We start from the raw sequence: 25,630 nt of genomic DNA on the forward strand, positions 1-25,630 counted from the left end.
CGACAGGCCCTTCTGCTCAAGGACCTTCGTGATCGCCGCCGTCAGCGTCGTCTTCCCGTGGTCCACGTGCCCGATCGTCCCCACGTTGATGTGAGGCTTCGTCCGCTCGAACTTCTGCTTCGCCATCGGTCCCTCCGTAGGGGATACATCGTCCTTCATCGACCCAGCGGCGCAGGCCCCGCAACTCGACGTGGGGAGAGCGCTGGGATGGAGCCCACGACCGGGATTGAACCGGTGACCTCATCCTTACCAAGGATGCGCTCTGCCAACTGAGCTACGTGGGCGCCTCACACATCTCAAGCCGGCGCCCGCCGGCCGCGCAATGGCCGTCCGACGAGTCTATCAAGGCGCCCCGCAGCCGTCAAGCCCACAGCTCGAGAGCGGGTCTGTTCTCTGGAGCGGGAAACGGGATTCGAACCCGCGACCCTCAGCTTGGAAGGCTGACGCTCTAGCCAGCTGAGCTATTCCCGCGCGTTCCAGCAAGCGATCCCAAAGAACCGGTCCCTGATGGTGGGGAGGGGAGGATTCGAACCTCCGAAGGCTTCGCCGACAGATTTACAGTCTGTTCCCTTTGACCACTCGGGAACCTCCCCGATCCTCACCGCCCCGCGCTGCGTGTCTCGCCCGCGCGGACTTCTCATCCGTCTGTCTGGAGCTGGCGAGAGGAATCGAACCCCCAACCCCCTCATTACAAGTGAGGCGCTCTACCATTGAGCTACGCCAGCTTGGGTGCGTACAGCACCGCCGCTGGCGGTGCTGTTCGGGGCCGCCAGCTGCAAACGCAAAAGGTTATCCCGCTTCGGATGGGCTGTCAACGGAAAACTCGGGGCGACGCACAACGGGGTTGGCGACCGAAAGTCACTATTTGACTGCGCGTGCCACGGGGCCCGCCGGTGTGTCCTCGATGCTGTAGCCCGCGGCCTCCACCTCCGCCCTGATCGCATCGGCCCGCGCCCAGTCCTTCAAGCGGCGCGCCTCCACCCGCTCCCTGATGAGTTGCGTGACGCACTCCGGCACTTCCGCGGCCTCCCCGCGCACGCCCTCGAGGAGCCCCAGGATGCCCAGAAGCTCCCGCAGGACCGCTCGGTCCGCGCGCAGGCTCGCAGGAGCGGCCCCCCCGTCCACCTCCTGGTTCAGCGCGCGCACAAGGTCGAACAGGTGCCCGATGGCCTGCGCCGTGTTGAGATCATCGTCCATCGCTTCGAGGAACCGCCCGCGCGCGCTCGCGACGGCCGGTGATGCCTGGCTGGCGACCGCCCCCTCCCCTTCGGTGCCCGCGACCCGAGTGAGCGTGCGGAACAGGTTCTCGAATCGCTCCACGGCCGTGCGGGCCTCCGCGAGCCTCTCCTCCGAGAACTCGATCTCCGAACGGTAGTACGTCGAGAGCAAGTAGAACCGCACGACGTCCGCCGGAAACCGCTCTGAGATCTCGGCCATCGTCCGGAAGTGCCCCGTCGACTTGGACATCTTCTCGCCTGTCAGGTTCACGAGGCCGTGGTGGACCCAGTGATTGACGTAGGGCTTCCCGGTCGCCGCCTCGGACTGCGCGACCTCGTTCTCGTGGTGGGGGAAGATGAGCTCCGTACCGCCGCCGTGGATGTCGAAGTGCTCACCGAGGTACTTCATCGACATCGCGGAGCACTCGATGTGCCATCCGGGGCGGCCGTTGCCCCACGGGCTCGGCCAGCTCGGTTCGCCATCTTTCGCGGCCTTCCAGACTGCGAAGTCCTCGGGATGCCGCTTCCGCTCGTCGGACTCGACGCGCTCGCTCGCGCCGGCGATGAGGTCATCGAGGTTCCGCTTCGAGAGCTTGCCGTAACCCGGCCACTTCCTCACCTCGAAGTACACGCATCCGCCGGACTCGTAGGCGACGCCCCTTTCGATGAGCCTCTGGACCATTGCGATGATCTCGGGGATGTGGGCCGTCGCCCGCGGGTAGTGGTCCGCCGGCCTGGCCCCGAGGAACGACAGGAACTCCATGAATCGGTCGATGTTGCGCCGGGCGATCTCGGTGTAGGGGACCCCTTCGGCAGTCGCCTTCTCGATGATCTTGTCGTCGATGTCCGTGAAGTTCACGCAGAAGGTGACATCGTAGCCCTTGAACGTGAGGTAGCGCTTGAAGACATCGGCCACGATGGCGACACGCATGTGTCCGACATGCGGCTCGGACTGCACGGTGAGGCCGCAGAAGTACATGCTGACCTTTCCCTCGCGCACCGGGACGAAGTCCTTCTTCTTCCCGGCCATCGTGTCGTAGATCCTGAGCATCAGCGCCTCCCGGCCCTCGCCGCCGCGACGAAGGACGCCGCCCGCTCGAGCACCGCGGGCCCACCGGCCCGTCCGTCGCGCATCACCGCGCTCCCCACGATCACGCCGTCGCAGGCCTCGAGCACACCGGCTACGGAGGCCGCGGTCACGCCGCTCCCGACGAGCACGGGCACGCCGGGGACGGCGGCCCGGACAGCGATGACGCGCTCCATCGGCGTCTCCGAGCCCGTCGCCGGTCCCGTCACGATGAGCGCATGCGCCAGGCCACGCTCCACGGTGTCCCGCGCGATGCGCCCCGGGTCCGTCTCGCCCAGCGGCCGCGCGTGCTTCACGAGAACGTCCGCGAGCACGAGCAGCCCGGGAGCCATGCAGCGGATCGCACGCATGGTCCGGAACGCCGCCCCATGCACGACGCCCTGGTCGGTCACGGCCGCCCCGACGTGCACGTTCACGCGGATGAACGCGCCCCCGGCGGCCGCGGCGATCGCCACCGCCGACTCCGCGTCGTTCCTGAGCACGTTCACGCCGACGGGCACGCGGACGCTGTCGGACACGCGCGCGCCCACCGCCGCGAGTCCCGCGATGGCGCCGCGCCCGGCGAACCCGCGCGAGAACGGCGCATCGCCGTAGTTCTCCACGATCACGGCGTCGAACCCGGCGCGCTCAAGCGTCGTCGCGTCCTCGACGGCCCGGCGCGACACATCCACCATCGGGCCCGACCATCCCGGGCTGCCCGGCAACGACATGACGTGCACCACGCCGATGAGGCACTTCGGCGTGCCGAACAGCGGCTCGGCTCGAGCCATCGCGACTCCGTTCCCCGCGCGACCGGCGTGAGCCCCGGCGCACGGCAGGTCGCCCGCGTCAACTCCTCGTCAGCGACGCCACGGTCTCCGCGTCCAGCTTCTTCACCACCTCAATGATGAGACGGACGACGCAGTCGTAGTCCTTCCTGTGGATGATCCCGACGTGCCCGTGGATGTAGCGGGCCGGCACGCCGAACGTCAAACAGGGCACGCCCTTCCTGTTCAGATGGATGAGGCCGCTGTCGGTCCCGCCCCGCTCCAGGGCCGTGAGGAAGAACGGGATCTTGCTCTTCTCGGCCGTCTCGATGACAAGGTCGCGCAGTCGCCTGTTCGGGATGACGCTCCCGTCGAACACGAGAATGCCGGCGCCGGCGCCGAGCTTCTCGTCGGTGCCATCCATCCCCGGCGTGTCCATCGCGATGCAGACGTCCACGGCGAATCCCACGTCCGGGTCCACCATGTTCGCGCTCGTGCGCGCGCCGCGCAGGCCGACCTCCTCCTGGACCGTCCCGACGCCGTAGAGCGTGTTGGGATGGCCCTTCCCCACCTTCGTGAGGACATCGATCACCGCCGCGCAACCGATCCTGTCGTCCCACGCCTTCGCGAGGTAGGTCTGCTTGTTGCCCAGGATCGTGAACTCGCCCACCGGCACGATGGGATCGCCCAGCCGGATGCCGAGCTTCTTCTTCACGTCGAAGTCGCTCGTCGCCCCCACGTCGATGTACATGTCCTGGAGGTCGATGACCTTCGCCCGCTCCTCCTGCTTGAGGACGTGCGGCGCCTTGGAGCCCGTCACGCCGACGATGTCGCCCTTGCGCGTCCTCACGATGACTCGCTGTGCGAGCACAACGTGCCCCCACCACCCGCCGAGAGGCAGGAACTTGATGTACCCGTCCTTCGTGACGGACTTGACCATGAACCCGACCTCGTCCATGTGGCCGGCGATCATGACCTTCGGCTCGCGCGTCTTCCCTCGCTTCTCCGCCACGAGACTGCCCAGTCTGTCGTAGGTCACCGACGCCGTGCCCTTGAGGTGGGCGGCCATGATGTCCGCCACCTCTTCCTCGAAGCCGGGAACCCCCACCGCCTCCGTGAGCTCCTTGAACAGAAGTTCCGTTCGGTCCACGCCTTCCTCTCCTTCCCGCACGCGGGGGATGACCGGGCCACCGGGCGCCCGGTCTCGTTCTTCGGCTGCCGATTCCTGAATGTGTGTGAGCTTACGCCGACAGCGAGGTGCCGTCAAGCGCTCCGGCCCGGACGCGCGCGGTCCTCCGCTGGTACGCAACTTGCAGAACCCGGTTGTCCGCACTCGGGCCACCGGGTAGAGTCGCGCGTCCGGGCACAGGATGGGAGCGCCGAACGGAGCGCGATGCTGAACCGGACGGGAGTCCGCTCGGTCCTTCGGCGATGTTGGGGGCACATCATGGTCGACCTGGCACTCCTTGGCGTCGGAGCGTGGGGGAAGAACCTCCTTCGCACCTTCCTGCGCCTCAGGAACGCGACCCTCAGGACGGTCTGCGACCCGGATCTCTCGAGGTGCCATGCGGCCCTGAACGGAGCGCGGGGCGTCGAGGTCAGCGCGGACGCCGAGAGCGTCCTCTCCGATCCCTCCATCGCGGCCGTCGCGATCGCCTCGTCCGCGCGCACGCACTTCGACCTGGCACGGCGCGCCATCCTGTCCGGGAAGGACGTGTTCGTTGAGAAGCCGATGACGCTGTCCGTCGCCGACGCCGAGGAACTGGTGCGGCTCGCGGAGGCGGAGCACCGCGTGCTCATGGTCGGGCATCTGCTCATCTACCACCCTGCTGTCGAGAAGATGAAGCAGCTCGTGACGAGCGGCGAGGTCGGCAAGGTGTACTACCTGTACTCGCAGCGCCTGAACCTCGGCAGGATCCGGACCGACGAGAACGCGCTCTGGAGCTTCGCCCCGCACGACATCTCCGTGGCTCTCCACGTGCTGGGAGACGCGCCGGTGGAGGTGGCCGCCCGGGGAGCCGCGTACATCCAGCCCGGGATCGAGGACGTGGCGTTCCTCCACATGCGATTCCGGGATGACCGGCTGGCGCAGGTTCATGTCTCGTGGCTCGACCCCCACAAGGTCCGGCGGACGACGCTCGTCGGAAGCGAGAAGATGGTCGTGTTCGATGACGCCGAGCCGTCCGAGAAGATCCGCATCTACGATCGCGGCGTTGACCTCAACGGCACGTGCGTGGGCTACTCCGACTCGTTCACCCTCCGGTTCGGTGAGGTGACGGCGCCGGTCATCGACATGGTGGAGCCCCTGAAGGCTGAGTGCGCCCACTTCATCGACTGTGTCGAAGCGCGGACCAAGCCGCGCACGGACGGCAGGGACGGGCTCCGCGTGGTCCGCGTGCTCGACGCGGCGGAGAGGTCACTCAGGAACGGCGGCCTGCCGGTGCCCATCGAGTAGGATCTCCGAAGAGCGGGCGGTCGGTGACTGCGGGGCGGCGCGGCCGCCAGGGAAGGGCGCGCATGGAACGATACGTAGATCCCAAGGCGACAGTCGGCCGCGGAACCACGATCGGGTACTTCTCGGTCATCGGTCCCGATGTCCGCGTGGGCTGCGACTGCGCAATCGGCAACAACGTCGTGATCCACGCCGGGACGGTGATCGGCGACAGGGTGAGGATCGACGACGGGACGGTCGTCGGGAAGCTGCCCATGAAGGCGGCCCAGAGCGCCACGACGGACGGCAGGAGCGTGCCGCCGGCGGTCGTCGGCGACGGCTGCATCATCGGAACCTCGGTGGTCGTGTACGCCGGCTGCCGGCTGGGCCACCACGTGCTCGTCGCGGACCTCGCCTCGGTGCGCGAGGATGTGACGATCGGCGACTACACGATCGTCGGACGCGGCGTCACGGTCGAGAACAAGTGCGCGATCGGCCGATACTGCAAGCTCGAGAGCGAGTGCTACATCACGGCCTACTCGGAGCTTGGGGACCGCGTGTTCGTGGCCCCTGGCGTTGCGACGTCGAACGACAACTTCATCGGGAGAACCCAGGAGCGCTTCAAGCACTTCAAAGGTGTCACCGTGGAGAGAGGCGGCCGCATCGGCGCAGGCTGCGTGATCCTCCCTGGGAGGACCGTCGGCTCCGACGCCGTGGTGGCGGCGGGCTCCGTGCTTACGCGGGACGCGCCGCCGCGCAAGGTGGTCATGGGCGCTCCCGCCCGCGTCACGAGGGATGTTCCCACCGAGCAGCTCCTCGACAACCAGGGCTGGAAGGACTGATCCCGCGGACCACGGCGCAGGCAGGGCACACAAAGCAAGGGAGCAGGGATCACCGATCCCTGCTCCCTGCTTCTGTCCGCCGTTGTTCGAGATCTAGCCGCGGCGCCGTCTCACCAGGCCGACCATCCCCAGGAGCCCCGTGCCGAGCAGCATGAGCGTCCCGGGCTCAGGCACCGGCGGCGTCTCCCCGCCGTCGAAGCTCCCTGTGAGCCGGATCACGTCGTTGCGGCAACCCATCGTCCACAGAAGACCGATGGCGTCCCCGTCGGCGCCCCCGATGAGGGAGCGGTCGAGCGTGAGCTCGAACACGTACGTCGGCTTGCCGCGCTCGGTGAGACCGTAGTTGTAGGCGTTCAGCGTCGCATGCCCGAGCGTCACGCCGCCGGCGAAGTTCGTGGGGCCCGTTTCCGCGAGATACACCGTGTTGGACTGGAACCAGTTGCCCGGAGAGGTCGCCGCGATCCGTCCGGTGTTCCCGTCGATGTCCACGCCCATCTCATGCGATCCGCCACCGAGGTCCATCGCCAGGTCGCCGGCGCGCACGACCGAACCGAGGTACGACACGCCCGTCGGGACCTTGAAGGAGGTCACGACGGCGATGTAGGCATGGTCGGCGTCGTTGTCGAAGTAGATCGCCTCGATGTCGAACAGCTCGCCGCCGTGCGGCGTTCTCCCGAAGTACGTGCTCCAGTTGTCGTCCACGAAGTAGTCCGCCGTGGACGAGACCGGCGCCCAGCTGTGATTGAACGTCCCTGTCCCCCCCACGGAGAGCGTCACACCGAACCAGTCGCTGAGAAGCCCGGCGCTTGCAGGAACGGCGGCGGCAACGACCGCGGCCATCGCGACGAGGATGATCAGGGTCCTCATGATGCGGCCTCCTTCGAGTGTCCGAGCAATGACAATGGGTTCTTATCCGCCTATTGTCAATACTAGCATGGGGGCCGACTTCTAGACAAGAGCAATCTTGTGTGCTTGTGGGGCGCAACGAGCAACTCGCTGTGGCATAAGATGTTACAGGCGCGAGAATCTGCCGGGAGTCCTATCGGAGAGCCACGATCTTCCTCTTCGCCACGGCGCCTCCCGACTCGACCGCGCACACGTAGGCCCCGGACGACGCCGGCACCCCGTCGCCGGTCGTGAGGTCCCACGTCGCGGAGTGCGGGCCCGCGGAGAACACGTCGTCGGCGATGACCCGGACGAGGCGCCCGCCCACGGTGTAGACGGCGACTCGGGCGTGCCCCGCCTCGGGGAGAAGGAACGCGAGCGCGGCATCCTGCACGGCCGGGTTCGGCCACACTGCGAGCGACAGGGTTGCGACGACACCGCCGTTCAGCGATGACACCATCGTCGCGTCATCACCCTCTCCAGGGAGAACGGCATGCGGTGTCCCGGGGGCCGAGTCCCTCCTCGTCGGAGCGGTCGTGAAGCTGTCAGCTGCGGTCGCCGCGAACGCGCATGCCTCGTCAACGGCGCACACCCTGTAGTGGTACACGGTGTTCGGCGCAAGCCCGCTGACCTCCACCTGATAGCTGCTCCCGCCGGCAGGCATCCCGGGCCACACGCCCACGGGTTCCGGGTTGCCTGCAAGCTCCACCCAGGTCGAGCAGGGCCGGTCGGTCGCCCATCGGAGGACCGCCCTCGTGTCCTGCACCGTGTCGGCCCGCGCCCGCGTGATCGTGGGAGCCTTGAGCTCAGGGGCGAGCACGACGTCGAAGCCCGGCGTCCGGAAGAACCCCGGAGCGCACGCGGCGGTGTCCGCGCCGCACGCGCTCATGGCCACGAACGCGTACTCCGCCTCAGGGACGACCGGCCCGACCAGCACGCGGTGGTTCACCACGAGCGTGGTGTCGACCGGCGTTTCGAGGTCAAGGACTCCCCGGATCCCGTATCGGACCTTGGACGTCGCGGGGCGGTCCGTGTCCCAGATGACCGTGACGTAGAACGACGAGACGGTCCGTGCCGAGACCCCCCAGATGATCGGCGGCCCCGTCTGCGCGAGCGGGAGCGTCTCGAACAGCGTCTCCACAGGAACGGCCGGCACTCCTTCGGCGCTGCTCGAGCGCGCCCGCACACGGTATGGGGTTCCCGGCGTCAGACCCTCGAGAGCGACCGCGTGGCTGGTCACAAGGTCCCCGTCGAGCGGCGTCAGGTTCCCGAGGTCCGGAGAGGGACCGTACTCGACCTGGGACGTGGCGGGAGCGTCGGTCGTCCATGCGATCGTCGCCGAGGTCGGCGTGACGTCGAGGACCTCGAGGTGCGAGATGACGGGCGCGCCCGATGCGAGGACCGTCACGACGATCCCGCCGCCCGGAAGCCCGTCGTCGTCTACGGTGAACGCCAGGATTCCGAGTTCATCCGACTCGACCGAGACGGCACTCGAGGGCGCGCCGTTCAGGATCACCGAGAAGGACGTCTGGGGGGACATGCCCACGAGCACGTGAGAGGTCACGGCGCGAGTGGTGCCGTCGGCGACGGCGGCGGCGGAGCTGAACCATAGAGCGGCCGCGGCCGCCAGTGCGGCCGCGGCGCGCTCTCGCCCTGATGCTCGACATCCCATCGGAGCCTCTCGAGTGGCGAGTGAAGGACTTCAGGCGGGACCCGCGAGGCCGGAGGCGGGTGCATAGGGGGTTGCCAGATGCGTGGAAGACCCTTGGGCCAGCGGATGTGGGGGGATCCGCTCGACCCAGCGCGACCGAGGCTTCTTGGTATGCCTGCGCGGCCCCGCAAGGTCCCGCTTCACCTGAGTTCCTTTGTCAAACGCCGGAGGCTCGACCTGCACTTGCTGAGATGCACAAACTGTGCCGGGTGGGAGGTTACATCAGTGAAACAACGAAGAAGCCCGGCCGCCACTGCGACCGGGCTTCGTGGGAACACCAACCGCGCTGTGTCCGCCGGGACCGCTCTTACCTGAAGGACGGCCTCGGCGTGGCGGAGACAACGTTGGACAGCGAGCGCGCCCCGAACGAGTCAACCACAGCGACCTCGTACCAGTACACGACCGTCTCCAGAAGCGAGGTGTGCGTGTAGAACGTCTCGCTCGGGACGGTGATGCGCGCGAGGACGCGCTTCTCGCCGGTGCTCGGGGGACTTGGGGGAACCTGTTCCCAGCCTATGACCTCGTACTCCAGGAAGTCGTCCTCCTGGCTCCGGGACCAGCTGAGAACGAGCGAGGTGCTGTCCGGCGACCACGGTGTGTAGAGCTCCACCGGATCCGGGGGCTCGTTCGCAAGCGTCGTGCCGGACCGCTCGTTGCTGATGGTGGACAGCCCGATGGCGTCGAACACGTACACAGCGTAGTGGTAGGTGCGATCGGGCTCAAGCCCCGTGTCCGTGAACTCGGTGTCGTTGGCGTCCCGTATGTCGGCGATGAGCCTGCGCTGCGGGGACGTTGCCACGCCAGGAACGGGAGACCTGTAGAGCTTGTACCGCGCGAAGTCGGCATCGTTGCTCCGGCTCCAGGAGAGCGCGATGCTCCGCTTCGACAGCGCCACCGGCAGAGCGAGCGTCACGGCGTTCGGCGGCGTCTGGATCGTCACGGTCCCCGGCGCCAGCGCGGTCGGCGCGTCGTTCCCCACCTCGTCGATGAACCCGCCGTGCACCGCGGCGTTCACGACTTCGACGCCGTGCTCGACCGCGTAGTCGCGCTCGTACACGCCGTTGCCGGCCTGCGCGTCTCCATGGGTTCCGTCGTCGTAGAGCGTGATCCCCGACACGGACGACCCGAGGGTCACCCACGCGGTGCCGTGGGGCTCCCCCGCCGAGACGCTGAAGTGGATGACGTCTCCGGCCTGCTTCACGAGGCCGCCCGTGTCCTCGGTCACCGACGAGATCGCGGCCCGCGTGTCGAGCTCGATGTCGTCGCTGACGACCAGCGACTGGCTGTCACCGGAGTCCCGGAACTGGGCGTACACCGTCTTCACGCCGTCGCCCGCCGGGAGCTGCCACGAGTAGTTGGCCTGATACGGCACCCACGGGGACCCGTCGACCGAGGCCGAGTTCGAGACCCTCATGAGCTCGGTCGTCGACGGGGCGGACATCGTGATCGTGACGTCACGAGTGGACGTCTTCGGCCTGCCGCCGGCGATCAGGATGCCGAACGCGCGCGGCGTGACCGAAAGCGGGCGCGAGAGCCGTCCCTCGAGGCCCAGCACGTTCACGCCGGAGACTTTGTAGGAGTACTCCTGGCCGTTGCGCACACCCGAGTCCTCACAGCGCCTCCTCGTCACGGTGCGGAGCAGCTCGTAGTCCTCCTCCTCGCCGGCCTCGACCGCCCAGCGATAGACCCTGTAGCTCGCCACGCCGGTCGTGTCGTCCATCGCCCACGAGAGGACCACCAGCCGGTCGGACACGACCGCCGTGAGCCCGGTCGGCTTCCCCGGGATCCCCGACGACGTGCCGGGGTTGTCCGGGTCGAGCGGGTTGTCGTGGTCGGGCGACGCGAGTTCGCGGAAGCAGCCTGTCAGGGCCGCCGCGCCCAGCGCCGCCAGAAGGACAGCGAACCCAATGCGCCTCTTCATCGGGGGAACCTCCAGGGTGTCGCTAGAACCCGAACGCGACGCCGAACGTGGTCCGGTCCGCGTCCATGGACGCGAAGAACCCGGGCCCAGGGCCGTCGGTGACCGCGAAGCGGCCCTCTCCATACGAGGGAAACAGCAGCGTCGCGTCCAGCACGTTCACCAGCCAGATGGCGGCCGCCGCGTAGGACCACCGCTTCCGCTGCTCGTGCCACGTGTTGAGATCGTCGTAACGGCGCAACAGCTCGGCGTACTTCTCCTGGATGTCGTCGATCTGCGTCGCGGCGTCGTACGCCGCAGCGGCGGCGTTGTACCGCTCCTCCGCGGTCTGGCGCTTCGCGTCCGTCCACAGGACGCCGGCCAGCGCCGCCGCCTGCGCGACGGCGAACGCCGCTCCTTTGCCGCCCTGTCCCGTGTAGTGCTGGCCCCAGCCCGGCAGGATCGCCGATCGGAACCCCGCGCGGAGCGGGGTCTTCCTCACCATGCGGATGGACAGCGAGTCCGTCCGCGTGGCGGAGAGAACCACGTACCCCTCCCACATCTCGTGCCCCGCCTTGAACGCCCGCACCTCGTACGCGCCCCAGAGCGGCCTGTCCAGCCGCCACGGCGTGACGCCGCGCAGCACGTGCTCCCCGGACAGCTCGACCACCGCTCCCGGAGGCTGCGATGTGATCACGAGCCCGCCGGTCTGCGCACCCGCGCTGCCGGGCAGCGCGAGCGAGGCCGCCGCGAGCGTGAGAAGGAACAGGAGTGGCATGCCGCGAACCATGGGTCGCCCCCTCGCTGTCGTGGGCCGGTGTTGCCGCCGAGGCACCCGTCGCCCCCGCGGGCAGGGGCCATTCTAGGGAGCGTCCTCAGCGCTGTCAAGGCGGCTGGCCGGCGCGTCACGCCGGCAGCCGAGCCCGAGCGTCGGCTATCCGGCGTGCTGCCTCGGGCGGCCCTTGAACCGGGTGGCCGTGATCCCGTGCTTCCTCATGAGGTCGTAGAGCGTCGGCCTGCTCACGCCGATGGCCCTTGCCGCCCGGGAGACGTTCCCGCCCGTCTCCCGCAGCGCGCTCTCCAGGAGCTCGCGCTCGGCCCCGTTCCTGACCTCGGTGAGCGTGTGCTCCCGGCCGTTCGCCGCGTCGCCGGGAAGGCCCAGGTCGGTGGCCGACACGAGCCGCCCCCGCGCCATGATGACGGCGCGCCGCACGCGCGCCTCGACCTCCGTGACGTTCTCCGGCCAGTCGTGCGCCAGCATCGCCCGCTCGGCCGCCTTCGTGAACCCGACCGTCCGACGCCCCTCCGCGAGCGCAGCCGACTCGAGCGCCGCCTCGGCCAGGGCGAGAACGTCCATCTGACGCTCCCGCACGGGGGGGAGCGGGATCGCGATGACGGCCAGCCTGCAGTACAGATCGCCGCGGAAACGCCCGGTACGCGCATCGCTGTCGAGCGGGCTGTCGGACGACGCGACGATCCGCGCGTCCCGCCCCGGCTCGACGGACGCGAGAAACGCGGCAAGCCTCGCCTGCGCCGACGGCGGAAGCGACCGGAGGTTCGCGATGTAGAGCGTCCCGTCTCGCGCCTCCGCGAGCAGCCCGCCGGGCGGCCGCCCGTTCGATGCCGGCCCGAACACGTCATCCTCCATGGCCCGCTCGGGCAGCGCCGAAGCGTCCACCGCCACGAACGGCCCCCCGGCGCGCGCCGAGAGCTCGTGGATCGTCCTCGCGGCCCGCCGCTTCCCCGTCCCCGACTCCCCGATGAGGAGCACCGGAGCGTCCGTCGCCGCGGCGGTCCTGATGAGCGCGAGCGCCTCGGCCATCGCCGGACAGGAGCCCACCATGCCACGCGGGCCCTCGACGCGCCGATCTGCCTCCTCAGGCTCGCCCGTCCCCTCGAGGTCGCGCACCCGGATCGCGCGCCGCAGGAGGACGAGAAGCTCACCGACGTCCACCGGCTTCTCGCAGTAGTCGAATGCGCCGAGGTCGATCGCGCGGACGGCGTGCTCCCGCTGCGTGCTGCCGGTGAGCATCACGACCTTCGGGGGACGGCGGCACTCCTGCGCCGCCGCGAGGATGTCGAGCCCCTCCTCGGACTCCCCCGGCCTTGCCGTGAGCGACAGGTCGAGCGTGACGACGTCCGGGGAGCGCTCGCGGAGCTCCCGAAGCGCGTCCGCCGCCGTGGCGGCCGACGACACGTCGTACTCGTCGGACAGCGCCCAGCCGAGCTGCGAGCGGATGACCGCGTCGTCGTCCACGATGAGCACGCGCCTGCGTTCCGCCATCGTCACCTCGTAGCCTCCGGCCCGCGCGGCGATGCGCCGCCCGACCTCGCTCAGCCGGCCTGAGGCAGGACGATCTCGAAGACCGCCCCGCGCGCGCCGTTGAACGCCCGGATCCCGCCGCCGCAGCTCCTCACGAGCTCCCGGCAGTGGTACAACCCGATCCCGAGGCCGCCTTCCTTCGTGGTCCTGAACGGCCTGAACAGCGCGCCGCTCTCGATGAGCCGTTCCGGGATCCCCGGACCGTTGTCCGAGACCCTGACCACCACGCTGGCATTGCCGCAGCGTTCCGCGTGGATGTCGATCTGGCCATGCCCGTCCAGCGCCTCGCGCGCGTTCCGGAGCAGATTGCGCAGCACGATCGCGACGTCGCCGCGCGCGGCCGCGACGGCGAGGTCCTCGGGCACCGACATGCGCACGACGACCGGCGACGTCGGTCCCCCCAGCCCCGCCCCGTCGATCGCCTCGCGCACGGCGTCCGCGAGCCCGGAACGCGCCGCGGCGGCCTGCTCGCCCTGCGCGCCGCCCACGCGGGCGACGATGCGCTCCATCGAGCCGATGGACTCGGCGATCGCCTCGAGACAGCTCGCCCTGAACTCGGGGTCCTCGAGCCGCGTCCTGGCGTTCCCAAGCAGCATCGAGAGCCCGGTGATGCAGTTCTTGAGATCGTGCACGACGAACGCGGAGACCCTGTGCAGGGTCTCGAGCTCCCTGCCTTCCGCCATCCGCGTCGCGAGCCGCGCCGCAAGGAGCGCGTTGCCGGCCTGAAGCCCGATGGTCGTGAGCAGATCGAGGTCCTCGCTCGTGTGCCCGCCCGCGCGCCGCGGCCCGACGAGCACGATCCCGACAAGCTCCGCGCCGGCGAGGAGCGGACCGGCGATCTCGTGGCCCGAGCGCTCGAGCGCCTCGGCGTGGCGCCCGGCCCACGCGCGCAGCTCGCGCTCGCCGCCGCCGATCCTCACGGCGGCCCGCCGCGCGTCCAGGACCCCGAGGAGCGCGTCGTCCCCCAGCGCGTCGCTCAACCGGGCGTCGAACGCGCGGTCGCCGAAGAACAGGGGGCCCCGCGCCTCGTTCTCGACGAGCGCGACCTCGACCGGCGCCGCGTCGAGCGCGTCGGCCACGAGCGCCCGCACGCTCTCGACGATCTCCGCCTCATCCACCCCCGACGCCATGACCCTCGACGCGCGCGCCCACTCGCGCCGGTAGTCGTGCCGCGACAGGTGGAAGTTCGAGTCCACGAACCTCCGCATGTGGCGGCGGACGCGCGTCGAGCTCAGGAGCGCGGCCAGAGCGGTGAGCGCCAGGAAGGAGACCGCGACGAGCGGCGCCGTCGGGAGGCTCAGGCCCAGCGTCCGGACGATGAGCGCGACGAGGCCGACGGCCAGCAGGTAGGCGCCGGCCGCGAAGGCCGTGAACGAGGCGTAGAACACCGGGCGGCCGACGCGCACGGCGGCGCCGGCGAGCCTCCTCCGAGCGACGGAGTAGCCGATGAGCGCCATCGCCGCGAGCGCCGGCACGGCGCCCACCGCGAGGAGCGACACGCGCACCCGCGAGTAGAGAAGCGCTGCCGAGAGCACGAACGCGTGATAGGCCAGCGCGGCGAACAGGCCGAGCGCGGCATGCTTGAGTCGAGGGAACGCGTCGGGCCTCGCCGCCCGCAGCGTCACCTCGAGGTTGAAGAGCAGCGCGAGGACCGATGCGATCAGATAGACGATCATGGCCCGCCCGGCGGGCCCGAACACGAGCACGTGCCCGTCATCGGCGCCCGCGATCCCGAACAGCACGCTCCCGTCGAGGCTCTTCGCGACGAAGAACGCCGCCGCCAGCGCCGCCAGGACGAGGTAGGGCCGCCACGCGCGGACGACGCGCGCCCCGTTCTCGCGGGCGTACGCCAGAAGAAGAACCGTCCAGGGGAGAGGCACGGCGGCCGCCGCCGCGCACGCGGCGCGCGCGCGCAGCGCGGCCACGGACGCCGACGGACTCACGCGCACAGAGCCGATGGCGAAGAGCCACGCGGCCGCGCCGAACGCGCCGAGCGCGAACGACACGCGGCTCACGCGCGGCCCCGGGCGCGCGAGCGCGGCGACACCGCCCGCCAGGCAGGCGGCGACCGCAATGAGGATCAACGCGGAGACTGCGTCCATGAACTCACTCCGTCACCGGCCGCGCCGGTCCAGCGCGTCAAGCCTCGCCTTCGCTTCCTCGCCGGCCGCCGTTCCCGCGTGGCCGGCGCGAACGCGCGCGAGGAGTTCGCGCGCCCGCGCCTCGTCTCCAAGCTTCGAAGCGTACAGGGCCGCCGCCTGCAGCAGCATGCCGGGCGCCGCTTCCGAACCCGGCAGGCCTCCCGCGGTCTCCACGAGCGTCTCGGCGGCCTCCTCCCACTTCCCCTGGTCGAGCCTCGCCTCGACGAGGTAGCTCCTCGCCGTGAGGTCCGCAGGGGTGGACGGCCACTCTCCGCTCACGCGCCGGTAGTGCTGCACCGCCCGCTCGTACGCGCTCGCCGCGGCGGCGGCCTGCCCGGCGTCGCGGTAGTGCCTTGCGACGTGAAGCGGAGCCTGCAGGCCGTAGAGGGTCGCCGGGTGCTCCTGGGACAGCGCGTTGTAGCGCGCCACCGCCGTTTCCCAACTGCCCCCGAGTTCGTAGGAGAGCGCAAGGTAGTGCATCGCCGTGGCCGAGACCGTCGGCTCGCCCCTGAATTCCGCCAGAACCCGCTCCAGGCGCGCGCGCGCCTCGGGGTACCTCGCAGCATCGATGTCGAGCGCGGCCAGGGCGATGGCCGCCGTCGCCCCGGACACCTTCGAGGGATACGCGGCTTCGGTCTTCTCGTAGTACTCGCGGGCCCTGGCGGTGTTTCGAAGCCCGGCCGAGTAGATCTCCGCAAGTCGCAGCCAGATGGCGGCGCGGTTCTGCTCGTTCCCGTACAGCCCGTCGAAGTGCTCCAGCGTGCCGGCGGCGTCCGCGAATCGCCCCTCCTGCGCGTAGCTCTCCCCTTTGAGCTCGAGCGCGAGCCTGGCGGTCGGGCTTCCCTCCCACTCGCCGATCCAGCGGTCGTAGTAGTCCCGCGCCCGCTCGAAGAGCTCCGCCGCGCGCGCGGCCTCTCCGCGCACGGCGTACCCGGCGGCCAGCTTGATCGGCGTGCGGAGGATCCGGGCGTCGGGAGCGCCGGACGCCTCGGCCGCCGGCGGCCACTCCTCGGTCAGCGCCTCGTACTCTTCCGCCGCGTCCTCCCAGCGGCCGGTCGCCTCGAGCATGCTCCCGGCCGTCAGGCGCGCCTCGACGCACAGGGCGCGGTCGAACGCGCAGCTCTCGCGCACGGACGCGAGCACCCCGAGCGCGGCGTCCGCGTCTCCACGATCGAATGCCATGCCGGCCAGAACGAGGCGGCTCCGTCCCGCGATGGACGCGATGTCGCGCCCCAGCTCCGTGGTCGGCTCGCCGGTCCGGGGGTACCTCGCGACGATGGCCTCGTAGCTCGATCGCACGCGGGCCAGCATCTCGTCGGTCATGAGCTCCGGGTTGGACCGCATCGCCTGGGCGAGCTTCCCCGCCCGCCACGCCATGCGCTCCGCCTCGTAGCGGTCCTCGAGCTCCGAGGACCCGCAGCCGGCGGCCAGAAGCGCGACGACCGCAAGAAGGGCCGCGGCGAGGGTGCAGGCGCGCGAACGACGACTGACGTTCCTCGCCATGATCAGACCTCCTTCCAGTCGGCGATGCCGTGCACGACGTCCTCTGCGGAGTGGACGAAGACGCGCGTCGCCGTGCCGATCACGGCGTAGCTCGAGGCGAGGATGACGGCGATCCACAGGACCATCACGGCCGCGAGAAGCTCCGGCGACAGCCGAAGCGCGATGGCCTCGCCCTGCCTCGCGAGCCACGCGGGCAGAAGCTCGAACGCCGCAGGAACGGCGACGAGCAGGTACGTGGTGACGGGCTGCCTGAGCGCGGTGCGGACGCTCCGCGCGAGCGCCTCGGCGAGCCGCAGCCGCGCGGCCGCGATGCCCGGGACGGCGTACACGAGCAACGCCTGCAGCGCCAGCACGACCGCGATCGTCGCGAGCCGAACGAGGCGGAAGCGGTTCGGGCTTGCGTCGGCCAGATGCCCCCACAGCGCGAGCGGAACCCTCACCGCGGCCTGGGACAGCGCCACCGAGAGCGCCGTCACGCACAGGAGCGGCAGATAGGCGGCCCCCGCCCATCGGAACGCCGTTCCCACGCGCTCCGGCCGCCCCGCGTAGAGCGAGGCGAAGAGCACCGCGGCCGCGCCCGCCGTGAGCGGCCCGAGCAGCACCGAGAGCGGCAGGTCGGCCTGGCCGACCGCGGCGCGCAGCACGAAGAGGTTGTTCGGGTAGTGCAACGCCTGCGGCCCGAACCGCCACGCGAGCGCCGGCGCCGCGAACGCCGAGAACGGCCGGTACGCGAAGAACACGATCGAGACGAGCACCGCGACCTGCGCGGCGGCGTACACGAGGAGCGGCGCCGCCCCGACGCGCCGTCTGAGCGCGCGCAGCATCTCGGCCCAGCCCCACAGGAGAGCGTTCACCTGCTCAACGAGTGTCATCGTCACCTCCGGTCCGATCCGCAGTGAACACCTCGGAGAGGCGCGGCAGCGCCGCCTCGGCGAACTCCCTGACGAGCGCCTGCGCCGCGCCGAGGTCCCCGTCCCTCACGACGGCCGAGACCCTCGCGAACGCGCCGAACGTCCTGTTCGAGCGCATGCCCGACGCGGCCATCCGCGACATGAACTCGCCGTGGTCGCCGGTTGCCAGATCGCCGGCCGTGTACCACCAGAAGAGCGCGACGCGCTCCTCGTGGCCCATCGCCAGACGGATCCACCTCGCGGCGAGCTCCCCGCCCTCGCGGCGAACGGGCAGCGTGCCCTGGTCGGTCACCTTCCAGCCGTGCGCCGTGTAGCAGACGACCGGGTCGTGCGCGCCGTACCGGTCGTTCTGGTGGAACACGACGACGAACCACACCGTCGCGCCGTCGCCCCGGCTGTAGCGCCGGACGAGCGTCGCGTCGGCCTCGAGCTCATCGTAGACGACGCTGTCGAACTCGACGTTCTCGCTCACCCAGCCGCCGAGCCTCGCGGGGAACGCCGCGAGCGCCTCCTGCCCGAGCTCAAGCCGCGCGGGCGGGTTGAGCGCGATGACCAGCACGGCCGCGGCGAGGAGCGCCGCGACGACCGCCACCTTCACCGTGCCCCTCATGCGGCCTCCTTCCGCGCGCCCTCGAACCTGAGCAGCGCCCTCACGACGGCGAGCCCCGCGAACGCGATGACGAAGAGAAGAAGCCCCGAGAAGTCGTGGAAGAACCCGACCGCCGCGTCCACGCCCCACACGTTCGCGACGGCGCACAGCACCGAGATGCGCACGATGTTGGCGAGGACCGCGAGCGGCACCGCGGAGGCGAACAGCACGAGCCTCTTCCAGAGCGGCCCCTTCGTGAGGTACGCGAACAGCGCGCCGAGCGCCACGAGCGCGATGAGCGAGTGGAGCCCGCTGCACGGATCGGCGATGCGGAGCGACCCGGCCGGCATGTGAATGGTCACGCCCGAACGCACGAGCGGGATGCCGAGCCGCGCCGCGACCGCGCTTCCCGTGCGGGCGGCCAGCAGCTTGAGGTTGAAGCTCACGACGTTCATGAGGAAGGGCGGCATGGGCAGCATGAAGACGAGGTAGCCGATGCCGAACCACACGGCGCGCGTCGCGCGGCCGCCGAAGAAGAAGAGCGCGAGGCCGAAGAGCAGCAGCACGAACGAGTAGCCCTGCGTCATGAACACGCCGGCCCGGATGGACAGGAGGTGCGCAGCGAGCGCGGCGACGATGAGCGGGAGCCCCCACGCGGTGCCGGGACCGACCGACTCCGCGAACCGGCGGCGCTCCAGCCAGAGCAGGAACGCCGTCACGGGCGGTATGAGATGGCCGTGGGAGTAGTTCGGGTTCGAGAGCCACGTGCCCCACAGCGTCGCGAACGTCCGCCCGTACGCCGCGGCGGCGAGCGCGACGATGAGCGCGACGGCGAGCGCCGCGCGGACCCCGATCCTGCGTGGTGTCGTCGCCTGCGTCATCGTCGGGCGAGCTCCTCTTCCTTCAGCATGACCGCCAGGGTGCGAAGCACGATCCTCGCGTCCAGCATGATCGAGCAGTTGCGGACGTAGAACGCGTCGAGCCGCACCTTCTCGTCCACCGTGATGAGGTTCCGTCCGTTGATCTGCGCCCACCCCGTGAGGCCGGGCCTCATGAGGTCGCTGCCGGTCCTCCGTCGCATGTCGACGAGCTCGTGCTGGTTGTAGAGCGCGGGCCTGGGGCCCACGACGCTCATGTCGCCCTTGAGCACGTTGAGGAGGTTCGGAAGCTCGTCCAGGCTGAACCGTCGCAACAGCCTCCCGACCCGCGTCGTGTAGTCCACGGGCCCCGACGCCATGATGTCCGTGGCCACGTGGGGCGTCTCCCGCCGCATCGTCCTGAACTTGAAGATCGTGAACTCGTGCGAGTGGATCCCGATCCTCCGCTGGCGGAAGAGGATGCTCCCGCGCGAGTCGACGGCGATCGCGAGGGCGACGGCGGCGAAGAGCGGAGCGCCGAAGAGCAGCGCGCACGCCGCGAAGAGCCAGTCGAGGACGTACTTCGCGGCGAGGTAGCGCCGGAACCGAAGTCTGCCGCGCCCGAGCCACTTCTCGGTCACGACGATGTCGCGGAGCGCCGCTTCCATCCTCGCGGCGAGCGCCGCGCGCGCGTGCTTCCCGCACACGAAGTTCCGCCCCGCGCGCCCGAGCCTCTCGGCGGTCTCCGCGTCGCCGACGACGCGCCGCACCGCCTCCGCGAGGCCGGCGCCGTCGCCCGGCGCGACGACGATGCCGCCGCCCGAGGCCTCGACGATGTCCTTCGCGTCGCCGGACACGGCGGCGACGACGGGCCTGGCGCAGGCCATGTAGTCGAACATCTTGACCGGCACGACGGTTTCGACGAACGCCCCCGGGGCCACGGTCACGACGCACGCCGCCGCGCCGCGGATCGTCGCGACGAGCTCGTCGGGCTGCTGGCTCGGGCGGAACTCGACGTTCGGAAGCCCCCGCTCTGCCGCCTCGCGCACGAGCTCGTCCTTCTCGGCGCCGTCGCCGACGAGCAGGAAGCGAACGGAGGGCTCCGAGCGCAGGACCTCCGCGGCGTCGAGGATCGCGCCCATGCCGTGGATGAGCCCGTGCGTGCCGCTGTAGAGGACCGTGCGCGTCCCGCCGTCGGAGGCGGCCGCCGCGGGCCCCGGCGTGAAGAGGTCGGTGTCGGTGCCGTTCGGGACGAGCACGACGCGGTGTCTCGGGACGCCGCCTTCGACCATCATGCGAAGCGTCCCCGGCGTGACGGTCGAGATCGTCGACGCCCTGCGGACGACGAACCGCTCGAGCGCCTCCGCGAGCGCGATCGCGCGCCGGCCGCGAAGCTGGCCGAGCTCCACGGCCGCCCTCGGCCAGTAGTCGCGCACGTCGAGGAAGAACGGAACGCCCCTCACGACGCCGAGGAGCCACGCCGTGACCCCAAGGAAGAGCGGCGGGGACGTCACGAGGATGACGTCGCACGAACCCGCGAACAGGCCCCCGAACAGCGCCGTGAGCGCGAAGGAGATCTGGTTGAGCATTCTCGTCGCGAACGTCTTCCGCGGCGTGGCGAACAGGTAGCAGTGGCGGATCCTCACGCCGTCAGCCGTCTCGCGCGCGGCGAGCTTCCGCCGGTATGCCGGCAGCTTGACCCCGCTCGGGTGGTTCGGCATGCCCGTGACGACGGTCACGGTGTGTCCCAGCGCGGCGAGGTTCTTGGCGAAGTGGAAGGCCCGGAGCGGAGCCGCTCCGGTCTCAGGCGGGTAGTACTGCGTGATGAACAGGACCCTCATGCCGCCCTTCCGCTCCGCGCGCCGTCGCCCGCGCCCTGGAGGCGCGCGCACGACCCGGCCGCGCGGGCCTCGAGGAGATCATCGAAGAGCCGCTCGACCCTGCGCACGACCTGCGCGATGTCGTGCCGCTCGCGCACGACGCGCTGCCCGGCGCGCCCCGCCGCTGCGGCCGCGTCGACGTCCGATAGCATGCCGAGGACGCCGCGCGCGAGCGCGTCGGCGTCGCGCGGGGCAACGAGCACCGCTCCGCTCCCACCGGCGACCGCGCGGATGCCCCCGACGTCCGTGGCCACCACCGGAAGCCCCGCCGCCATCGCCTCCATGACCGCGTTCGGGGAGCCCTCCGACACGGAGGACAGCGCGAACACGCTCATGAGCTTGAGGAGCGCGGACACGTCGTTCCTCGCCCCCGCGAACACCACGCGGTCCGAAAGACCGAGGCGGGCCGCCGTCGCCTCGAGCTCCGCCCTTCTGGGGCCGTCGCCCACGATGAGGAACTGCGCGTCGCCGCGCTCCCGCGCGACCCGCGCCGCCGCCTCGAGGAACCACTCGTGCCCCTTGACCTCCGACAGCTTCGCGACGATGCCGACGACCGGTCCGCCGGACAGCCCCAGCGAGCGGGCGAGCCGTTCGTCACGGCCAGCTCCGGCGAACCGCCCGACGTCGACGCCCGCGCCCACGTCCACGACCTTCGCGCGCGGAACGCCGAAGCGCGAGACGAGCTCGTCGCCGGCCGCGCCACTGTTCACGGCGACCGCGTCCACGAGCCTGCGGTTCACGAAGCCGTACGTCGCCGCCCGCGCGCGGCCGCGGATCCAGTACGCGGCGTTGCGCTGGTGGTTGATCACGACCGGCACCGCCGCCGCGCGGCCGACGAAGGGCCCGAAGAGCGTGATGATGCCCAGCATGCAGTTCAGGATCGCCACGTGCTCCCGCCGGAGGAACGCCGCGGCGGCCGCGAGCCCCCGCGCGGTCGCCGGGCTCGCGAGACTCGACCCCGTCCCGAACTCGAGCACGGGCACGTCGAGCGACTCGATCGTCGGGAGGAGCTCCCCCCGCCTGAGCGCGGAGAACACGATCGGCCGAAAGGCGCCGCGGTCGAGACGCGCGAGGAGCTCGACGAGGAACCGCTGGGTCCCCGCCTGCTCGAACGAGCCGGCCCAGAACACGACCTTGGCCGGACGCCCAAGCCGCCCCATGCGGTCGAGTCGCACCCCGGTCACGCGCGCCTCCCCCGTCTCACGTCGATGACCTGCGCCGTCCGTCCTCGCCGTCCCAGCGCGCGGGCGACGTCGCGCACGCACCGGTCCGCCGGGCCGCACACCCGAGCGCGGTGGACGTCCGCGCCGAGCCGCCCGAGGTGCTCGTGGCGCGTGTACACCCCGACGCGCGGGATCGCGTAGACCGAGCACGAGCGCGACGCCGCCCCGGAGACCGACGTCACGGCCGAGACGAACCCCGCGTCGGCGACGACCCTCGCGACGCGCGCGTCGAAGTGCCGGTCCGTGCGCCCGTTCGGGTACGCGAAGTGCTCGACGGGCGACCCGAACTCGCGCGCGAGCGTCGCGGCGGCCCCGTGCACCTCGCGCTCGAGGTCCGCGTCGGAGAGGCTCGGGAGGTTCCAGTGCCCGACCGAGTGCGCTCCGACGGTCATGCCCGCGTCGCGCAGCGCGCGAATCTCGTCCCAGCTCATCATGACGCGCCCGCTCGGGCGGTCGCGCTCGCCCGTCGCGCCGAGGACCTCCTCGACGATCGCCCGCGCCTCCGGCTCGCCGCAGCGCTTCACGCGCGCCGCCAGCTCCCGCGCGGCCGCGTCGCGCGCCGCGTCGGTGGACACGTCGAGCGGCCCCTCGGCCCGGAACGACAGTCGGAGCGACGGCCCGCGCGCCCGCATCACGGCCCGCCGGACCGCCACGGTCCACAGCGGCAGCGCATCGCCGACCGCGCCCGTCGTCACGTAGAACGCCGCGGTCGCGCCGTGCTTCCTGAGGATCGGGAGCGCGCTGCGGTGGTTGTCCTCGTACCCGTCGTCGAACGTGATGGCGACCCAGCGGCGGTCGGGCGCCCGCCCGTCGCGGATCGCCCCCGCGATCTCGCCGATCCCGACGACGCGGTGCCGCGCAACGAGGTAGCCGACCTGCGCGTCGAACACCGCGGTCGGCACGACGAGGCTGCCCTGAACGCACTCACGCGCCCATACGGGGTCGTCGTTCACGGAGTGGTAGCGGAGGACGACGGCGCCCCGCCCAGGCAGGAGCGCGGCCGCGCGGACCACGGGGTCCGCCGTGGCGATCGAGACGCCAAGGCGCCTGCAGAACGACCCTCGCCGCTTCCGCGCGCTCACGCCGCCTCCTCCCGGGCCGCCGTCGCGTCCACCCACTGGATGAGCCCCGGGACCCGCCCCGCCAGGAGCGTCGTGTAGATCTCCACCGTTCGGGCCACCATGCGCTCGACGCCGAACGTCGACATCGCGCGCTCGCGAGCCGCCTCTCCCATGCGCCGTCCGAGCGCGCCGTCCGTCAGGATGCGCGCGACGCGGTCCGCGACCGCCGCGGCGTCGCCCGTCGGCACGAGGAACCCCGTGACGCCCTCCACGATGAGCTCGGGGTTCCCGCCGACGGCGGTCGCGACGATCGGGCACGCCGCCGCCATGGACTCGAGCACGACGTTCGAGCATCCCTCCTTGACCGAGGTGAGCACCGACACGTCGGCGGCGGCGAGCACGGCGGGCGTGTCGTGCGTCTCCCCGGCGAACGTCACGGCGTCGGACAGGCCGAGCAGGCTGGCGCGCTCCTCGAGCTCGCCGCGCAGGGGCCCGTCGCCGACGACGAGGAACCGGGCGTCCGGCACGCGCTCCCGGACCAGGACCGCCGCGTCGAGGAACGTGAACGGCGACTTCTTCTTCGTGAGGCTCGCGACCATCACGACGGTCGGGCCGTCCCCTCTCTCCGCCACGGGTGTCGCCGGAGCGCCCGCCGGTGAAGACCGCTCGGGCGAGACGCCGTTGTGCACGACGTGCACGCGCTCGCGCGCCACCCAGTGCGCGCGCGTCACGTAGTCCTTCACGGCCTCGGCGTTGGCGATCATGCGGTCCACGAAGCAGGCCAGCGCGCGCTCCAGGAGGTTCATCCACAGACGGCCGTGGATGTCCACGTTGCGCACCGACGAGACGATGAGCGGCACGCGCGTCAGGCGGCCGGCCAGAAGGCCTCGCCAGTTCCCGGAGAAGAGGTACGAGTGGATGACGGCGGGACGCTCGCTGCGCACGAGTCTGATGAGGCCGGCGGTCGCGGAGGAGAGGGCGCCGGGGCGCTTGTTCAGCGAGACGACGGGCACGCCCGCGGCTTCCAGCGAGTCCGCGAGCGGGCCGCGCGCGGAGAGCACGCAGACGAGCGGGTCGAAGCGGTCCCTCGGAAGACGCGACGCCAGCTCGAGGAGCTGCCGCTCGGCCCCGCCGTACCCGAGCTGGCCGATGACGTACAGCACCTTGACGCGTCGGCCGGTCGCCAGATCGGCGCGGCCCGAAAGCGCAAGCTCGTAGAGCGCCTCCGTCTGCCGGGCCATCTTCGACGCGGTGAACCGCGCCTCGTAGGTTCGACGGCCCGCCGCGGCCGCGCGCGCCCGCGCCTCCGGGTCCCGCGCGAGGCGCTCGACGGCCTCCGCGAGCGCGCCGGGGTCGCCGGGAGGCACGAGGAACCCGCTGGCGCCGTCGCTGATGACCTCGGGGACGCCGCCGACGCGCGTCGAGAGGACCGGGACGCCGGCCGCCAGGCACTCGAGGACCGTGATGGGCAGGCCCTCCCAGTCCGAGGACAGGACGAAGAGGTCGGCCGCGCCGAGGAGCCTCGGCACGTCGAGCCGCTGGCCGAGAAGGCGGACGCGGTCCTGAACTCCCGCCTCCCGGATCGAGCGCTCGAGTCCATCTCGAAGCGGTCCTCCGCCGACCACGAGGAACGTCACCGCGATGTCCCTCGAAACGAGCGCGGCGGCCCGGACGAGGTTCGCGTGGTTCTTCTGCTCCGTGAGGCTCCCGACGGTGAGACACACCAGTCCGCCCTCGGGCACATCGAGCTCGCGCAGCACGGCCGCGCGGTCGGCGGCGCTGAACCGCGCGTCGTCGATGCCGTTCCGGATGGTCACGAAGCGGCCGCGCGGGACCCGCCGCGCGGACACGTGGGACGCGCGCACCGCGTCCGCGACGGCGACCTGCGCGCTCTCCCTGAGCGCGGCGAGCCGCGAGAGCGCGGGTCTGTTGACGTCGCCGACGACGAGCACGTTGTGCTCGGTCCGCACCACGGCGCGGGCGCCCGCGAGCACGGCCGCGGGAACTCCCACGGACAGCCCCGTGAAGTTGTGGTTGTGCACGACGTCGATGCGCCGCCGTCTGAGCAGCGACGCGAGGGACAGCACCGCGCGCGCGTCCACCCTCCGCCTGCGCGACAGGACGTGCACGGGAACTCCCAGCTCCTCGACGGCGTCGGCGAGCGGGCCTCTGCGGACGACGCAGCAGACGTCGACGTTGAACCGCGCGGCGTTGCGGTGCGCGGCGAGCTCCAGCACGACGCGCTCCGCCCCGCCCGGATCGAGCGACTCGATCACGTGCATCACGTTGGTCACGAAGGTCCCCTATGCGCCCGCGCCGGTCGGGC

At 71.0% G+C, this 25,630-nt stretch carries 20 protein-coding genes and 4 tRNA genes; 2 read left to right on the forward strand and 22 right to left on the reverse strand.

Going from position 1 to position 25,630, the window contains the following annotated elements; all coding sequences use genetic code 11:
- The 8 genes from tuf to FJY74_04265 all read right to left on the reverse strand — a co-directional run.
- Nucleotides 1-126: elongation factor Tu (gene tuf, locus FJY74_04230; GenBank protein MBM3307513.1), on the reverse strand; the 126-nt coding region annotated here is incomplete at its 3' end.
- Nucleotides 127-208: 82 nt separating this feature from the next.
- Nucleotides 209-284, reverse strand: a tRNA-Thr gene (locus FJY74_04235).
- Between the two features lie 110 nt (nt 285-394).
- A tRNA-Gly gene (locus tag FJY74_04240) sits at nt 395-471 on the reverse strand.
- A 37-nt stretch (nt 472-508) separates the two neighbouring features.
- A tRNA-Tyr gene (locus tag FJY74_04245) sits at nt 509-593 on the reverse strand.
- A gap of 57 nt (nt 594-650) precedes the next feature.
- Nucleotides 651-725: transfer RNA gene (locus tag FJY74_04250), tRNA-Thr, on the reverse strand.
- A gap of 136 nt (nt 726-861) precedes the next feature.
- Nucleotides 862-2,271, reverse strand: a complete 1,410-nt coding sequence (locus FJY74_04255; protein ID MBM3307514.1) for a cysteine--tRNA ligase — start codon at nt 2,269-2,271, stop codon at nt 862-864.
- The gene (locus FJY74_04260) at nt 2,268-3,074 is read right to left on the reverse strand and encodes a BtpA/SgcQ family protein (GenBank protein MBM3307515.1); all 807 of its coding nucleotides are present in this window, start codon (nt 3,072-3,074) and stop codon (nt 2,268-2,270) included. The genes FJY74_04255 and FJY74_04260 overlap by 4 nt, the downstream gene beginning before the upstream one ends.
- A gap of 58 nt (nt 3,075-3,132) precedes the next feature.
- Nucleotides 3,133-4,119 (reverse strand): M42 family metallopeptidase, encoded by a 987-nt coding sequence (locus tag FJY74_04265; protein ID MBM3307516.1) that lies wholly within the window; start codon nt 4,117-4,119, stop codon nt 3,133-3,135.
- A gap of 378 nt (nt 4,120-4,497) precedes the next feature.
- Between FJY74_04265 and FJY74_04270 the strand changes: the two genes are divergently transcribed.
- Nucleotides 4,498-5,505: a Gfo/Idh/MocA family oxidoreductase gene (locus FJY74_04270; protein MBM3307517.1), complete on the forward strand. Its 1,008-nt coding sequence runs from the start codon at nt 4,498-4,500 to the stop codon at nt 5,503-5,505.
- Between the two features lie 62 nt (nt 5,506-5,567).
- Nucleotides 5,568-6,323 carry an N-acetyltransferase gene (locus tag FJY74_04275; GenBank protein MBM3307518.1) on the forward strand — a complete coding sequence of 252 codons (756 nt, stop codon included), beginning with the start codon at nt 5,568-5,570 and terminating at the stop codon, nt 6,321-6,323.
- 93 nt (nt 6,324-6,416) lie between these two features.
- Here FJY74_04275 and FJY74_04280 read toward each other — a convergent pair whose 3' ends face one another.
- The 14 genes from FJY74_04280 to FJY74_04345 form a co-directional block, all read right to left on the reverse strand.
- Nucleotides 6,417-7,190: a PEP-CTERM sorting domain-containing protein gene (locus FJY74_04280; GenBank protein MBM3307519.1), complete on the reverse strand. Its 774-nt coding sequence runs from the start codon at nt 7,188-7,190 to the stop codon at nt 6,417-6,419.
- 172 nt (nt 7,191-7,362) lie between these two features.
- Nucleotides 7,363-8,880, reverse strand: coding sequence for a hypothetical protein (locus FJY74_04285; GenBank protein MBM3307520.1), 1,518 nt, complete (start codon nt 8,878-8,880; stop codon nt 7,363-7,365).
- A gap of 346 nt (nt 8,881-9,226) precedes the next feature.
- Complete coding sequence (locus FJY74_04290; protein MBM3307521.1) at nt 9,227-10,840, reverse strand: hypothetical protein; 1,614 nt, start codon at nt 10,838-10,840, stop codon at nt 9,227-9,229.
- A gap of 22 nt (nt 10,841-10,862) precedes the next feature.
- Nucleotides 10,863-11,606, reverse strand: coding sequence for a PEGA domain-containing protein (locus tag FJY74_04295; protein ID MBM3307522.1), 744 nt, complete (start codon nt 11,604-11,606; stop codon nt 10,863-10,865).
- Nucleotides 11,607-11,750: 144 nt separating this feature from the next.
- Nucleotides 11,751-13,100, reverse strand: coding sequence for a sigma-54-dependent Fis family transcriptional regulator (locus FJY74_04300; protein MBM3307523.1), 1,350 nt, complete (start codon nt 13,098-13,100; stop codon nt 11,751-11,753).
- Between the two features lie 50 nt (nt 13,101-13,150).
- The gene (gene prsK / locus FJY74_04305) at nt 13,151-15,241 is read right to left on the reverse strand and encodes a PEP-CTERM system histidine kinase PrsK (GenBank protein MBM3307524.1); all 2,091 of its coding nucleotides are present in this window, start codon (nt 15,239-15,241) and stop codon (nt 13,151-13,153) included.
- Between the two features lie 12 nt (nt 15,242-15,253).
- Complete coding sequence (locus FJY74_04310; GenBank protein MBM3307525.1) at nt 15,254-16,783, reverse strand: tetratricopeptide repeat protein; 1,530 nt, start codon at nt 16,781-16,783, stop codon at nt 15,254-15,256.
- A gap of 2 nt (nt 16,784-16,785) precedes the next feature.
- The gene (locus tag FJY74_04315; GenBank protein ID MBM3307526.1) at nt 16,786-17,655 is read right to left on the reverse strand and encodes a hypothetical protein; all 870 of its coding nucleotides are present in this window, start codon (nt 17,653-17,655) and stop codon (nt 16,786-16,788) included.
- The gene (locus FJY74_04320) at nt 17,642-18,304 is read right to left on the reverse strand and encodes an EpsI family protein (GenBank protein ID MBM3307527.1); all 663 of its coding nucleotides are present in this window, start codon (nt 18,302-18,304) and stop codon (nt 17,642-17,644) included. The genes FJY74_04315 and FJY74_04320 overlap by 14 nt, the downstream gene beginning before the upstream one ends.
- Complete coding sequence (locus FJY74_04325) at nt 18,301-19,164, reverse strand: exosortase/archaeosortase family protein (protein ID MBM3307528.1); 864 nt, start codon at nt 19,162-19,164, stop codon at nt 18,301-18,303. The genes FJY74_04320 and FJY74_04325 overlap by 4 nt, the downstream gene beginning before the upstream one ends.
- Nucleotides 19,161-20,981: a sugar transferase gene (locus FJY74_04330; protein ID MBM3307529.1), complete on the reverse strand. Its 1,821-nt coding sequence runs from the start codon at nt 20,979-20,981 to the stop codon at nt 19,161-19,163. Before FJY74_04330 ends, FJY74_04325 begins: the two co-directional genes overlap by 4 nt.
- Nucleotides 20,978-22,204: a glycosyltransferase gene (locus FJY74_04335; protein MBM3307530.1), complete on the reverse strand. Its 1,227-nt coding sequence runs from the start codon at nt 22,202-22,204 to the stop codon at nt 20,978-20,980. Before FJY74_04335 ends, FJY74_04330 begins: the two co-directional genes overlap by 4 nt.
- A complete protein-coding gene (locus tag FJY74_04340) occupies nt 22,201-23,325 on the reverse strand; it encodes a polysaccharide deacetylase family protein (protein MBM3307531.1) in 1,125 nt (374 codons plus the stop codon). Before FJY74_04340 ends, FJY74_04335 begins: the two co-directional genes overlap by 4 nt.
- A complete protein-coding gene (locus FJY74_04345; protein ID MBM3307532.1) occupies nt 23,322-25,598 on the reverse strand; it encodes a glycosyltransferase in 2,277 nt (758 codons plus the stop codon). Before FJY74_04345 ends, FJY74_04340 begins: the two co-directional genes overlap by 4 nt.
- Nucleotides 25,599-25,630 lie beyond the last annotated feature (32 nt).

The organism is Candidatus Effluviviaceae Genus I sp., from assembly GCA_016867725.1.
GTDB lineage: Bacteria > Joyebacterota > Joyebacteria > Joyebacterales > Joyebacteraceae > VGIX01.